The following is a 12,899-nucleotide window of genomic DNA, read 5'->3' on the forward strand; positions in this document are numbered from 1 at the left end:
AATTTGCCCGCTTTGCGGGCACGTTAATGAGCTGGCCAATGATGAAAATTGCGTATTTTGTGCATGGTGTGGAAACAAGATTTAAATCTCTTCCATCAACTATCTACTAATTACCTGCTTTTTCCTGCATCCGGGCCAGAAGCTCTCGGAACAGGACCTCCAGATCCTCGCGACCGATGTCGAGCACTTCGCCGTAGTCGGCCAACACCTCTTCATAGTCGCTCGCCTCAAGGGTGGTTTGCGCCAACCCCATATGCGGATGCGCGGGAAGGTGTGCGTGGTGCGGGTAGGAGTGCCCAGTCAGATTGTTGTAGGCGTAGGCCGCAAGTACCAGCACCAGACTATTAAGCGCGACTGGAATGGCCAGAAATCCATAACCCTGGGCAAGAACTTGCGGCCCTCCCAGCACAGCGGTGAGGGCGATGGCGCCACTTGGCGGGTGAACGCAGCGACAGATCGTCATGGCGGCAAAGCTAACTCCGACCGCAACGGTGCTTGCAAGGAAAGGCGAGGGTATGCAGCGCGCCGCACTCACCCCGACAAAAGCGGCGATGAGATTTCCGCCGATGATAGCCCTGGGCTGCGCGAGCAAACTCGCCGGAACGCCAAACAGCAGGACAGCAGATGCACCCATCGGGGCGATAAGCAATACCGGACTGTTCCAACCGCCTGCAATCGCGCCAGAGACAAGGCCCGTTAAGGCTAGGCCCAACACGATGCCCAGGCCTGCGCGCAAGCTTTCGCCAAATTCCGCGAAAATCCTGGCGGATGTAACGCGCTGAAACGTGCTCACAGCCTCACACCTTGCCTTTGGCCACCGGACCAACCAAAGGTCAAACGGTTCGAATGCTCTGAAAGCCCGTATTTTTTTGGCATGCGCGCCATTCTCTGGTTGCTGGAGGGTGCGACCCATTATATCGTAATGCGATATGTTGCAACCTGCTCCCTGTCAGCCCCATCTCCCTGAGTCCCTTGATCTTACCGATACCGATTATGAGGCGCTGGCGGAATTTCGCCATACCATGCGCGGCTTTTTGCACTTCAGCGAGGCTGCCGCGAACAATGTTGGCCTGATGCCACAGCAGCATCAGGCTTTGCTGGCTATCCGTGCGGCCCGGGGACGTCAGATTTCGGTCGGAGAATTGGCCGACCGACTATTGTTGCGTCCACACAGCGTGACCGGGTTGGTTGATCGCCTGGTCCGTTTGGGTCTGATCGTTCGGCAGCCGAGTGAGGCTGATCGGCGCAGGGTTGTGCTGGGGCTAACCAAGAACGCCGAGACCACGCTTGCCAAACTGACGCTGGCACACCGCACAGAACTTCTCCGCATCCGCCCCGTACTTGCGGGATTGCTGGAGCAAATTGCCTTTCTCAATTCGCCTTGAGCTGCATTCGCCGGTAGCTCGGGGCCAGATCCGGCTTGATTTACGCAATTTCAAGCCAAATTTCCCAATGATCTGAGTGCCCATCGCTTTCATGCTGGGTGCGGCCCTATTGCCTACAAGTTCCCATTATGTTCTCATTTGTGGCTCACCCGATTCGGGCTGGAGCCCATGCGAAAACCAACAACGATTGAACACCTTTACCTTGATTTTGATGGATTCTTTGCGTCCGTCGAGCAACTGCGCGACCCCCGCCTTCGGGGTAGGCCGGTTGGTGTGATCCCCTATGCCGGTGGCGGGCGCACCTGCATCATCGCTTGTTCACGCGAGGCGAAGGCGCGCGGCGTGAAAAACATAATGATGGTCGATGAAGCGCGCCGGATCTGCCGGGACATTGTTTTCGTGCCGCAAAAACCGGACCTCTATCGCAGAGCGCACAATGCCCTGATCTCCGAGATCGGGTCGGTGATCCCGGTCGATCAGGTGAAATCGATCGACGAAGTCTCGTGCTGGCTGGACGATACGCAGAGGGGTGATCCCAGCGATCTTGCCCAGCGGATCAAAAACACGATCCGCTACAATATCGGCGCCACGCTGACCTGCTCGATCGGCTTTGCCGCCAATCGACATTTGGCCAAGATCGCCAGCGACACGAAAAAACCCGATGGTCTGACGATCTGGTATCCTGAGGATGTTCCAGGCCAGCTCGCCCGGCTCAAGCTGGAGGATATCCCCGGCATCGGACGATCAATGGTCAAGCGGCTTGCGGCAGCCCGCGTTGGCGATGTTCCTGGCTTGCTGGCGCTGCAACCCAAGCAGATGCGGGCGATCTGGCGAAACGTGACGGGTGAACGGCTGTGGTATGCGCTCCATGGCTATGCGGTGGAGGCACCCGAGACCGAGCGGAACATGTTCGGCCATGCCCGTGTGCTGCCGCCCGATCATCGAAATCTTGATGATGCCCGCGCCATTGCCCGCCTGCTGCTGGTGAAAGCCGCGCGGCGGATGCGGCGATCCAATTTCTATGCCTCGGCGCTCTATCTCTGGCTCAAGGGCTTTGAGCGTGGCTGGGGCAATGTTGCGCCCTTGGGCGAGGTTCAGGATGACATGGCCATTCTCGCCGCGCTCAGCGAGCTTTGGGAGCGCGTGACGGGGGTGATCCCGCCGACGATGAAGATCATGCGCGTTAGCGTGACGCTGGGGGAATTGACGCTCGATTCTGCACGACAGCCCGATCTGTTCGCCAATGACGACAAGGAGAGGCAGCGCTGCGAGGCGCTGAGCCGGACCATGGACGGCCTCAATTCGCGCTTCGGCCAGACGGTGGTGAGCGTAGGTCCGTGGGCTCCTCCCGTCGGCGGCAATGTCGGGTCGAAGATCAGCTATACCCGGATCCCCGAGGCGGAGGACAGCTGGTGAGCTGGCTCGATGCCATCCAGTTGCGCGACCTCGATGCCGACACACGGCTTGAGCTTACCTGCCGCGTCTGCGGCAAGGTGCGCTTCGTGACGCCGGCACAGTTGTTGGCTCTGGGCGATTTCGGGCACCTGTGGCTGTCGGAAGTGCAGGCCCGCGCCCGCTGCAAGCAGCGTGGCTGCAAGGGCGCGATGCGACTTGCGCTGCCACATCGCGGCGAAACGAAGGGATTTGTTGGGGGTATTGCCTGATTGGCCCCTCGTGACTGAGCGATATTGCGCTATGCAAGTGCCGTCACCGAATGGATGAGGACATTATTTTCATGGCCGATGAAACGCTGCTGACGCTGGCTGCCGATATTGTTTCCGCCCATGTCAGCCACAACGCTGTTGGTGCTGACCAACTGCCTGTGCTGATTCAGTCGGTCTATACCTCGCTTGCTGGCTTGGGTCAGGCGCCCGCGCCGGTGGAGGAAAAGCGCGAGCCTTCTGTTTCGGTGCGGTCCTCGGTCAAGGCTGACGCCATCGCCTGCCTGGAATGCGGAGTGAAAATGAAGATGCTCAAGCGGCATCTTTCAACCGATCACGGCCTGAGCCCCGCCGAATATCGCACACGATGGAATTTGGCCGCAGACTATCCCATGGTTGCGCCTGACTATGCCGCGAAGCGCAAGGAACTTGCGGTGAAGATTGGTCTCGGTCGCAAGCCAAAGGTGGTGGTCGAAGCCGCGCCGACGCCGAAGCCGAAGGTCGTGCGGCGCAAAAAACAGACGCCACCTGCGTAACAGGGCGTTGGGAAGAAATTCCGAACCTCAAGCATGGCGTAGTTTTGGGACAAAACCGCCGTTTCAGCGCGCATCCGTGGGTGTCAGGTTTCGGATAAACCGGCCGTTCGCGAACCGTAGGAGATCGGGCAGGGAACGAGCAAGGCTGGCCGATTCCAGAATGGCTGCTTGACGGCAGTCGACTCTGGGAAGCTGCCATACCCCAAGCAAGAAAGCCGGTCGGAAGGATGTCCGACAACATAGCAAGATCACGGATACGCTCCATGGCGCGGTCGCGATCGGGGAATTCGAGCAGATTGAAGTCGGTATGGGGCACTAGGCAATATTTGGCTTGGCCACCGATCGAGCCGCCCGTGTCGACATGGCCATAGGCGCCGCCGGCTCGCGACGGATTGCATCCTCTTGGTGCAATCCTGTTTGGCCGGAGACATTGAACGTTGTCACCGATCAGATCCGCGGCATAATGCCGAGCCGTCCGCCGCTTCGGATCGGGGTCGACAGGACCATGACGGCCAGGCACATTGCCACGGCGGCCGCTGGAATGCCCGCCATGGCGAGGACAAGCCCCGTGCCGTCAACGCGATAGTCCACCAGAAAAAGCCACGCCGCGACCGTCAAGCTGGCGACCGCCAGCCCGAATTTCGAAATCGCCGTCAACAGCGCAAATGCGGAGGCGGGCGCGGTCGGACGCTCGGCGGAAACCCGATCCGCGAAGCTCGCCCACAAAAGCGTGGCAATGCCTCCATTGGCCGCGCCGAACAGGAATGCGAAGGCCGCCTGCGCATAATAGCCGGCGGTCTCGGCAAGCGTGAAGGCGATCGCCCCGGCGCCCAGAAGGACGAACGCCACGCAGAGCGTACGGAGGTGGCCCATCCGACGCAATGCGATCAGCCAGAATGGCTGCGCCACGGTAAGGCCGACTGAGACGGCGATGATGATCGTCCCTCCCTGGCCCTGCCAGCGATAGGCGACATAATAGGGTTCGAGCTTGCCGAACACCGATGTCGCTATCGATACCAGAAACATCAGCAGGAGCAGCGGGATCAGGCCGATGCCGGTGCCCGAAGCGGACGATGCGGCGGGAACCGCGCAGTCGGCGCCAGGACGTGGCCGCAGTCGCGTCAGATACCAGGCCGAGCCGATGGCGACCACGGACATCCCCAGCGTCACTAGCGCAAAACGGCCGCTTCCGTTCTGACTCCCGCCGCTGACCAGCCAGGCGAGCGCGGTGGCGACCGCGATGGAGGCCATACCACTACAGGACAGCCGCAATGCAGCCAGCCGCGCGCGCTCCCTGGCATTGCGCGTGGCGAGACCCAGCGTGGCGTTCTGTGGAATGTCATAGAGCGCATAGGCAATACGAAAGAGGGTCGCGAGCAGCACCGCCCAGATCAGCCGCCATGCCTCGGGCAGCAGATCCGCGGCGAAGAGAGGCGTTATCACCGCCGCGCTCGCGCAAGCCCCGATGAACTGCAACCGGCAGGCGCGGGCAAGTGTGAACGAGGCGCCGCGCAATTTCCAGCCGATGGCGAGGTCGATCAGCGCGCTCAGCACCAGTCCACCGGCCAGCAGGCCCCCCATCCATGCGGCGGGCAGCCCTGCGCGCTCGGTCAGGAAGAAGGCGAAGACCAGCTCGCTTGAATACCAGAAAAGGCTCTTTCCGAAATGCGCCACGCCATAGGGCCACAGCGCCGCCTGGCTTTCGGTAAGCGCTTCCCGATGCAAAACTTTCAAATTCCGGCGCACGCGGGCTCGCTAGCGCCGATATGCGTCAGCGATGTGACGCCTCGCCTGAATGCTGGCGCGCGATAAATTCCTTGAGCATTTCCGGTGCGTCGGTCTGGATCATCGAGAAACCATCGCTGAGCAGGCGGCCCCAGATGCGGTCCGGATCGCTCATGGCTTGGGCATCGCCATCGCCCAACGTGTTCGTCCAGAGCCTTACGCCCGCCTTGCGTGCCTCGTTTCGCAGCGCCGCAAGGGAAACGCCGTCGAGCCGGGGCGTGCCGAAGGCAACGGGACGGCGGCCGCCCGCAAGCTGTTGCCGGGCGAGCGCCACCATCTCGGACGGAGTTCCGCTGACTTTCGACAATATGGGCATGAACGGCACGCGATCATAAGGGGAGATGGCCGCCAGCGGCGGGGAGCCTGACCCGGCCCTCGTTTTCAGGATGGCATCGTTCGCCGCGCCCAGGCGCAAAGCTTCGTCGATCGCTTCGCCATAGATCGCTTCCTGTATATCCAGGTTGAACAGGATGCGGCCCTGTCCATGGGACAACATGTCGGCAAGGGTCGGCACCTGCTGGGCGGTCACCGCCGCAGCCGCGCCGCCCATGCCGTCGCGCAGGTGCAATCGCCTGATCTCGGCAAGCGTCATGTCAGCGACCTTGCCGGTGCCGTCCGTGGTCCGGTCGACCGTCGCATCGTGCATGATGACGAGATAGCCGTCGCGGGTGCGACGGACATCGGTTTCCATGACGTCGATTCCCATGGCGATGCAATGGTCGAGCGCAAGCAGAGAATTTTCCGGCGCGCCCGGCAATCCATGCTTCACGCCTGAGCGATGGCAGCCGCGATGGGCAACTACCATGGCGCCGCTTTCAGCGTTCGCCAGCCGTTGCCGGGGACTTTGCGCAAGCGCGCGGTCTGCCGCGCCCGTCCCGATGCAGAGCGATGTGACAAGGGCAATGGCCCATAGCCGGCGGGAAGTGGTGGCGATCGGTCCAGTCATATTAACGGATCATCCTGTGACGGCCAAGTTCGGTCATGCGCTCGATAAGGTCTTTTGGCCGGTCGGTCTGGATGATGCTGACTCCGCTGTTGATGAAAGCATCATAGCTTGCACCGCGATCCGCCGCCGCCGCGCGATCGGGACCGCCAATGACGTTGACCATGCCTCTCACCCCACGCCGATCCAGCCCTTCAATCAACTCGCGCGAAAGATAGGCCGGTGTCAGGTGAACGAAATGCGGGCTGGCCTGCTTCAGATAATAATCCAGTTCTTCGCGAGACTGGGCCAGCCGCACTGTTTCGCCGCCACGCCATTGCGCCTGCATATTATCAAGCCACGGCGCATCGTCGGCATAGAAAAGGGCATGGCGGATGCCCGCCTGCCGCAGAATCGCCGCCACCTCAGGAGCGCGATCGACCTTGAGGTGAAGATCGACCACGATCTTGTCCCGCGCGATCCGCAGCACGGATTTCAGCGTCGGCACCCGATAGGCCGTCGGCTTGCCATCGGGACCGAGCAGGCGCAACCGTTCGATTTCCGCGAACGTCATGCTTTCCACTTCGCCGTGGCCGTTCGTCGTCCGGTCAATCTTCGGATCATGCATCAGAATGGCGACATTGTCCCGGGTAAAGCGGACATCAATCTCGACAATGTCGACGCCAAGTTCAATCGCGCGGCGAATGGCGGCGGCCGAGTTTTCCGGCACCTCTACATGGGCGCCGCGGTGCGCGACAACGAAGGATCGGGCGCCGGGCGGAGCCATCAGTGCTGTCCAGATGTCATCCGAGCGATGGGCCAGCGCGGGCTGGCCGATCGACAGGGCGGCGGCAATGACGGATACCGCGAAAAGGGATTTGCGCATATCTTGTGCTTTCGTCAGAATTTGTAGGATGCGCCGGCGAAGAATGACCGGCCATTGTCGATCACATCGCGGGTCACGGCACCGCCGGGGCCGAAATAGCGTGTGGGACGATCGTTTCCGACATTCTTCGCGGTGACCATGAATGTGAGATTCTTCCTCACGCGATAGGAAGCCTGGAGGTCCACGATGTTCGCAGCGCCTAGATAACGGTCGTTGGCGGCAAAGTCCGTGCCGACCACCGCAAGCTGACGGCCGGTGTAGTTATAGGCCGCCTTCGCGCTGAACCGGCCAATGCTGTAGAACAGGCTGGCGTTGAACACGGTATCGGCCTGCTCCAGCAGGGAATTAAGCTGGCGATAGGTGCCGTTGTTCATGAGAATGCTGGTGGGATTGGTCTTGAGCAGCGTGACGTTGGTCGAGAAACCCAGCCCCCTGAGCGGCGAAGACAGCGAGCCGAGGCTCGACACCACGAGGCCCAGTTCCAGTCCTTCCACACGCGCCTTGTCGAGGTTACGCGCCTGGCTCACGGTAACAAGGGTGGGAACGCCGCCGATGTCGAGCGTATCTTCCGACACAGACCGGAAGATTTCATTGGCGATATCCTTTCGAAACAGCGCGGCCGAGAAGATGCTGTCGCTGGCGAAATACCATTCGAACGAAAGATCATAATTGTCGGCCAGACGGGCCTTGAGATCGGCATTGCCCCTGGCGACCGACAAGCCCATCGGCGTGCGGGTGATCGTAGCGGGCGTAGCGAGGTCATCATAATTGGGACGCCCGATGGCGCGTGCATAGGCCGCCCTGAGCTTCACATTGCCGGTAACGTCATAGCTGGCGTTGAACGACGGCAGCAGATTGCCATAGCTGCTGCTGCGCTGGGCCAGAGCATATTGCGCGGGTGTGGTGTAAGCCGATCGCGTATAGGATGAACTTTTGAAATCGGTCAGTTCATAGCGCAAGCCGGCGGTCATGCGCAGCCGGTCGCCCCGCCATGTCGTCATGAAATAACCGGAATAGACGTTCTCCTTCACGCCGTAATTACCGCTGATATTGTTGTCCGCCGTGGCAGCGAGCAGGGCGTAATTCCCCTTGTTGGCCTGAAAATAGGCTTCCGCAGCGTTCTGATCGACCAGCATCATCGTATAGGCCGGATCGATAAAGGGCGAGAAGCTGTTGCCGCGGATCTGCGTGCTCAATAGCGGCGCAAGCGCCGTGGAGACCGGCTGATAATAGCTTTCGGTGTGATCGTAATTCCGGTCAAGCAGCCGGAATTGGGTGCCCGCCTTGAAGCCCAGCCCCTGGTCCTGCGCGGACATATTATGTCCGTAGTCCAGGCCCACGGTCGTCGCCTTTTCAATGTTGCGATTCAGGCCATAGCCGTAAAGCGTCTGCCGATAGCGGGACGGGTCGGTCGCGGCAGCATTGCGCGGCGCCAATATCGGAAAATCCGATTGGTTGTAGCTATAGTCATAGCCGAACAGGCTCGAGGCGCTGCCGCCTGTGTAGATGCTTTCCACATTGGCGCTGCTGAACCTTCCCACGCCATAACTGGCGCGAAAATTGATCTCGTCGCGCTCGGTCGGCTGGAGATCGAGCGTGCCGGTGACATAGCGGATCTGGCGTCGCTGGAAATATCTGTCATATTGCACCGTGCCGGTGCCGGACTGGGCCGTGCCGCTCGTTGCTGTCACATTCGTAAGATTGCCCGATGCCGCCAGGACATTGTCGTTGCGGTCCTCGTCATTCTTGTGCGTGAACTGAGCTGCCGAGATGGTGGCGGCAATGCCGTTGTGGTTGTTGAATTCCAGCTTCCCGAACAAGCCGAGGCGGTCGCGCAGATTGTCGTAGACATAATAGTCGCGCCGCAACGGTCCGGCATTGGCGCTGGCGATGCTGGGCGAATTGAGCGCGAGGCGCGCGCCAGCGGCATCATAATAGCCGTAGGAGGCAGCGGTCGGATCCGTCGACGAAGAGTCTCGGCGGAAATAACTGCCCCCGACGACCAGGCCGAACTGGTCTTCATTGCCGAAGCGGGTGGTTAGCAATGCATCGATTTTGCCGGACGGCGTGCGGTTGCTGTAACGGCGACCATTTTGATAATCGCCATAATCCACCCGGATCGAACCGAACAGGCGATCATGATCGAAGGCGCTGGGCGTGCGATAGTTGATCTGGCCACCGATGGCATTGCCGTCCATGTCGGGTGTCAACGATTTGGTAACCGTGATCTGGCTGGCAATGGTGGAGGGCAGCACGTCAAGCGACACGCTGCGGCGTCCCACCTCGGTCGAAGGCAGGGCAATACCATCACGGACGACGAGCGTATAGGCCGAGTTAAGCCCTCGAATGCCGACGAACTGATCTTCGCCCCGCTGATTGTTCTGAACCAGAGAGATGCCGGGGATGCGCCGCATGGCTTCGCCGAAACCGAAATCGGGCAGCGAGCCGACCTCGGACGCGGACACGACGTCCGCGATCCGCGGATTGGCGCGTTTGGCCTGAATGGCGGCACGATTCACATAGCGTTCGCCCGTGACGACGATATCGCCGTCATTCCCCTTCGCCTCCACATTATCCGGCAATCCGGTCTCACCCGGCTGAGGTGTGACCTGAGCCTGTGCAGCCGAAGCCGTAGCGATGGCGATCAGGCCCGCAGCCCAATAGTTTCGCCTGTTTGATCCCTGTTTCATCTGGAGAAGCCCCTGCATCTTTGTCCTGTTGGCAGCGGCATATCCACACCCAAAGTGTAGAATATATGACATTTCCACACATTTGGTGTGATAAAGAAAAACTCTATTTTAATATAATGAAATCAAACAATATTTTATATAGAGATGAAGGCCTACCATTGTTTGGCGCGGGCGCTCCTTAGCATTGCGAGCCGAATCAAGCCGCAGTATTAAAGCAGTGATGTCAAAAAAATACAGCTTGGAACGGGAGCATCGCTGCCCCGACAGCGACTGGATCGCACGGGGATGCGGCGAACCGAAGCGGTGGAGATGGACGGCGAAAGCCTCGCCGTTCTGCGGGATAGAAGTGCAACCGCTCGATCAACGCGCTGGCCAACACTTCTGGTAGTCGTCCGCCAAGGATAATCATGCCCGGGTCCACCGCAGACCCGATGCCGTTGACGATCAGGGTGAGCGAGCGTTCCGCTTCCTGGAGCCAGGTCGAGACCCCAGCCCATGATGGATCGAAAGCGTCCAGAAACGCCTGCAAGGTCGGATAGGATATTCCCGCCTCGGCCTTGACGATCTGCATCAATTTGCCCAGCGATGGGGAGACATAATCGGGCGGCAGCATGCCACCGAATTCACCGGCGTTGCCGCTGACGCCGCGAACCGCTCCCCCATTGCGGATCAGACCTCCGCCGAAGCCGGCAGCAAAGTGCAAATAGGCAAAGTCATCGACTTCACGACCATAGCCGAGCAAGGATTCTCCCACTGCGGCGGCCGTACCATCATTTTCCACCCACACAGGGATACCGAGCGCATCCTTGAACACGCGGCCTATTTCGACGAATGCCCAATCATCCAGGGCGGGCGGATTGACCTGACTGCCGTCAACGACGAAATAGCCCGTAATCCCGATTCCCAACCCGGCCAGCGCAGTCAGCGCATGCCCTTGTTCAGCCAAACTGGCAATGAAGCTGCTGGCCATTTCCAGCACATCGCAAGGACTTGGAGACTCAACGCCGATCGCGCTCTCGCAGATCACCTCACCGCACAGGTTTATGGCGACCAGCTTCACACCATCCGCCATGATCGACAAGCCAAGCGAGAATGCGGCATCCGGATTGAGGTTGATGATCGGGCTGGGCTGGCCCCGACCGTTGCGGACAATCTCGCCGATCCTGATGAGGTCGCGTTTTGCAAGGCGGTCGATGATACGCGACACTGATTGTTGCGTGAAGGATGATGCTTTCGTCAATTCAGCGCGTGTTGCACCTATATGACGTTGAATGAGGCTCATTACCAATCGGTCACCGGATGTTTCCAGACCCTGCATCATATCTCCGGTTTCGTCCCGCATTCCGTCCCGTGCCCTTTGCATATTACGTTAATCGATGCCAAATGATTGTCGGACGCTGCAAAGGCCGATCGTCCGGCCCTCGTACCAACACCATCATTCAGAAGAGCTAATTGCCAGAGCTGCTGGTCGGGGCCAACTGGAATGACCTGTTCCGGCGTAAGCTGACCTTCCTGCATCGGCATCCGAACGGCAAGAGTTGGTCGGCAAGAGAAGTGCCAAGTGGGGTGAGAATCTCTGTGGATTAGCCGCCAGCGCTTTCCTCGCCACGGCTAACCATCGTAATTCGAGGACATCCAATCTTCCCGACCATGCCGGACGCGCAGAATGATGGCCTCGCCCTCATCCCCCACGTCATAAATCACCAGATGGGCCTTGTAGGGATGCACGCGGACAGGCGGCGAGATTTCCTCTCGCAAGCGCGCGGCATGGGGATAGTCCGCGAGAAACGCGAAAATCGCGCTCAGCCCTTCGTGATAGGCGTCAGCCTGAGGCAGGCCGAACTGTTCGATGCCTTCCTGAAAAATGGCTGTCAGATCGTCGGCTGCGGCGCGTGTTAAGTGAAAACGTGGCACAGTCAGGCTTGCAGGCCGGCCTGGCTGATCGCTCGCGCCCGGATATCCGCCATCGTCTCGTCGCTCAAACCGCTGGCGCGGGCCTCATCGACAAGGCGCTGCATGGCGGCAATCTTGTCGGCGCGTTCCTGGTCACGGCGGATAAGATCGCGCACATAGTCGCTGGCATTGCTATACCGACCAGTATCAGCTTGAGCTTCCACCCATTGCTTCATAGGGTCGGGCAGTGAGATGTTCATCGTAGCCATGGCAACCTCCAAGACCAGAAGAATAGCAAGGATTGGCAAAGTTTGTCAATTAACACTCTGCCATGGCCTACCCCGCAAACAGAGGCCTTTATGCAGCCGACGCCTCGCAGCATTTCCCCCAGCGGCTGTCAGACGTTCTTCCGTTGGCCAATTCTGGCTATCGGAGAATAAACATGGAAATGCCTGAAACCCAAACCACATCCCCAAAACGTCAAGTCTGGAACGCAGGTCGGGCCGTCGGCGCGAAGCGGGCGCTGAAACCCAAGCAAATTTGGGAGATCCGCTTTTACCTCAATCAGCGTCGTCGCCTTCGAGACCGGGCCTTGTTCGACCTGGCGATCGACAGCAAATTGCGTGGCTGTGATCTCGTGCAAATGAAAATCGGCGACATTGTCAGCGGCGGGCAGATCCGAACACGCGCCATCGTGATGCAGCAGAAAACCGGCCGCCCTGTGCAGTTTGAATTGCTGCCCGACGCCCGAGCCAGTCTGTTGGCATGGCTTGAACGCCGTGGCGGCACGGTGGAAGATTATGTCTTTCCAAGCCGGGTCGATCGCAACGGCCATCTCAGCACCCGCCAATATGCCCGGCTTGTCGATGAATGGGTGACCGGTGTAGGCCTGATGCCAAGCGAATATGGCACCCACTCGCTGCGCAGGACGAAGGCGTCGATCATCTACCGAGCGACTGGCAACCTGCGCGCCGTTCAGATTTTGCTCGGCCATAGCAAGATCGAAAATACGGTGCGCTATCTCGGGATAGACGTGGAAGACGCGCTGGCCCTCGCCGAGAACACCGAAATTTGAACAAGTGGCTCCTCGCTGCACGCGGGGAGCCAACTTTGAAGGCTTGGGACTTTCGCGACGTTCGCA

The 12,899-nt window shown here is 59.8% G+C and carries 13 protein-coding genes; 5 read left to right on the top strand and 8 right to left on the bottom strand.

The genetic code is table 11. From position 1 onward, the window contains the following. Positions 1-106 precede the first annotated feature (106 nt). Complete coding sequence (locus tag AC2S2E_RS02460) at positions 107-793, bottom strand: HPP family protein (RefSeq protein ID WP_161719037.1); 687 nt, start codon at positions 791-793, stop codon at positions 107-109. Positions 794-929: 136 nt separating this feature from the next. Between AC2S2E_RS02460 and AC2S2E_RS02465 the strand changes: the two genes are divergently transcribed. The 4 genes from AC2S2E_RS02465 (at position 930) to AC2S2E_RS02480 (ending at position 3,582) form a co-directional block, all read left to right on the top strand. Further along, positions 930-1,385 (top strand): MarR family winged helix-turn-helix transcriptional regulator, encoded by a 456-nt coding sequence (locus AC2S2E_RS02465; protein ID WP_161719035.1) that lies wholly within the window; start codon positions 930-932, stop codon positions 1,383-1,385. A 168-nt stretch (positions 1,386-1,553) separates the two neighbouring features. After that, positions 1,554-2,801: a Y-family DNA polymerase gene (locus tag AC2S2E_RS02470; protein ID WP_486523556.1), complete on the top strand. Its 1,248-nt coding sequence runs from the start codon at positions 1,554-1,556 to the stop codon at positions 2,799-2,801. Beyond that, positions 2,798-3,049: a hypothetical protein gene (locus AC2S2E_RS02475; RefSeq protein WP_486523557.1), complete on the top strand. Its 252-nt coding sequence runs from the start codon at positions 2,798-2,800 to the stop codon at positions 3,047-3,049. Before AC2S2E_RS02470 ends, AC2S2E_RS02475 begins: the two co-directional genes overlap by 4 nt. A 71-nt stretch (positions 3,050-3,120) precedes the next feature. Continuing rightward, positions 3,121-3,582 carry a Ros/MucR family transcriptional regulator gene (locus AC2S2E_RS02480; RefSeq protein ID WP_486524528.1) on the top strand — a complete coding sequence of 154 codons (462 nt, stop codon included), beginning with the start codon at positions 3,121-3,123 and terminating at the stop codon, positions 3,580-3,582. A gap of 447 nt (positions 3,583-4,029) precedes the next feature. Here AC2S2E_RS02480 and AC2S2E_RS02485 read toward each other — a convergent pair whose 3' ends face one another. The 7 genes from AC2S2E_RS02485 to AC2S2E_RS02515 form a co-directional block, all read right to left on the bottom strand. Next, positions 4,030-5,328 carry an MFS transporter gene (locus AC2S2E_RS02485; protein ID WP_081096413.1) on the bottom strand — a complete coding sequence of 433 codons (1,299 nt, stop codon included), beginning with the start codon at positions 5,326-5,328 and terminating at the stop codon, positions 4,030-4,032. Positions 5,329-5,353: 25 nt separating this feature from the next. Then, positions 5,354-6,313 carry a glycerophosphodiester phosphodiesterase family protein gene (locus tag AC2S2E_RS02490; RefSeq protein WP_081096414.1) on the bottom strand — a complete coding sequence of 320 codons (960 nt, stop codon included), beginning with the start codon at positions 6,311-6,313 and terminating at the stop codon, positions 5,354-5,356. A gap of 1 nt (position 6,314) precedes the next feature. Then, on the bottom strand, positions 6,315-7,175 hold the full coding sequence (locus AC2S2E_RS02495) for a glycerophosphodiester phosphodiesterase family protein (protein ID WP_073977048.1): 861 nt from the start codon (positions 7,173-7,175) through the stop codon (positions 6,315-6,317). Positions 7,176-7,189: 14 nt separating this feature from the next. Beyond that, the gene (locus tag AC2S2E_RS02500; protein WP_170271974.1) at positions 7,190-9,865 is read right to left on the bottom strand and encodes a TonB-dependent receptor; all 2,676 of its coding nucleotides are present in this window, start codon (positions 9,863-9,865) and stop codon (positions 7,190-7,192) included. Between the two features lie 223 nt (positions 9,866-10,088). Then, entirely contained in the window at positions 10,089-11,207 is a 1,119-nt protein-coding gene (locus tag AC2S2E_RS02505) for an ROK family transcriptional regulator (RefSeq protein ID WP_161600402.1), read from the bottom strand. A gap of 269 nt (positions 11,208-11,476) precedes the next feature. Beyond that, the gene (locus AC2S2E_RS02510) at positions 11,477-11,779 is read right to left on the bottom strand and encodes a type II toxin-antitoxin system RelE/ParE family toxin (RefSeq protein ID WP_486523558.1); all 303 of its coding nucleotides are present in this window, start codon (positions 11,777-11,779) and stop codon (positions 11,477-11,479) included. Positions 11,780-11,781: 2 nt separating this feature from the next. Continuing rightward, positions 11,782-12,027, bottom strand: a complete 246-nt coding sequence (locus AC2S2E_RS02515; RefSeq protein WP_486523560.1) for a type II toxin-antitoxin system ParD family antitoxin — start codon at positions 12,025-12,027, stop codon at positions 11,782-11,784. Between the two features lie 173 nt (positions 12,028-12,200). On the opposite strand from AC2S2E_RS02515, the gene AC2S2E_RS02520 reads away from it, so the two are divergent. Next, entirely contained in the window at positions 12,201-12,833 is a 633-nt protein-coding gene (locus tag AC2S2E_RS02520; protein WP_486523561.1) for a tyrosine-type recombinase/integrase, read from the top strand. Positions 12,834-12,899: the final 66 nt, after the last annotated feature.

The organism is Novosphingobium sp. 550D (assembly GCF_057401885.1).

Bases quoted from the DNA above. Each gene is read 5' to 3' on its own strand.
- AC2S2E_RS02495 (WP_073977048.1), bottom strand. From the start codon at position 7,175: ATGCGCAAATCCCTTTTCGCGGTATCCGTCATTGCCGCCGCCCTGTCG.
- AC2S2E_RS02515 (WP_486523560.1), bottom strand. From the start codon at position 12,027: ATGGCTACGATGAACATCTCACTGCCCGACCCTATGAAGCAATGGGTG.
- AC2S2E_RS02505 (WP_161600402.1), bottom strand. From the start codon at position 11,207: ATGCGGGACGAAACCGGAGATATGATGCAGGGTCTGGAAACATCCGGT.
- AC2S2E_RS02490 (WP_081096414.1), bottom strand. From the start codon at position 6,313: ATGACTGGACCGATCGCCACCACTTCCCGCCGGCTATGGGCCATTGCC.
- AC2S2E_RS02500 (WP_170271974.1), bottom strand. From the start codon at position 9,865: ATGAAACAGGGATCAAACAGGCGAAACTATTGGGCTGCGGGCCTGATC.
- AC2S2E_RS02465 (WP_161719035.1), top strand. From the start codon at position 930: ATGTTGCAACCTGCTCCCTGTCAGCCCCATCTCCCTGAGTCCCTTGAT.
- AC2S2E_RS02470 (WP_486523556.1), top strand. From the start codon at position 1,554: ATGCGAAAACCAACAACGATTGAACACCTTTACCTTGATTTTGATGGA.
- AC2S2E_RS02520 (WP_486523561.1), top strand. From the start codon at position 12,201: ATGGAAATGCCTGAAACCCAAACCACATCCCCAAAACGTCAAGTCTGG.
- AC2S2E_RS02480 (WP_486524528.1), top strand. From the start codon at position 3,121: ATGGCCGATGAAACGCTGCTGACGCTGGCTGCCGATATTGTTTCCGCC.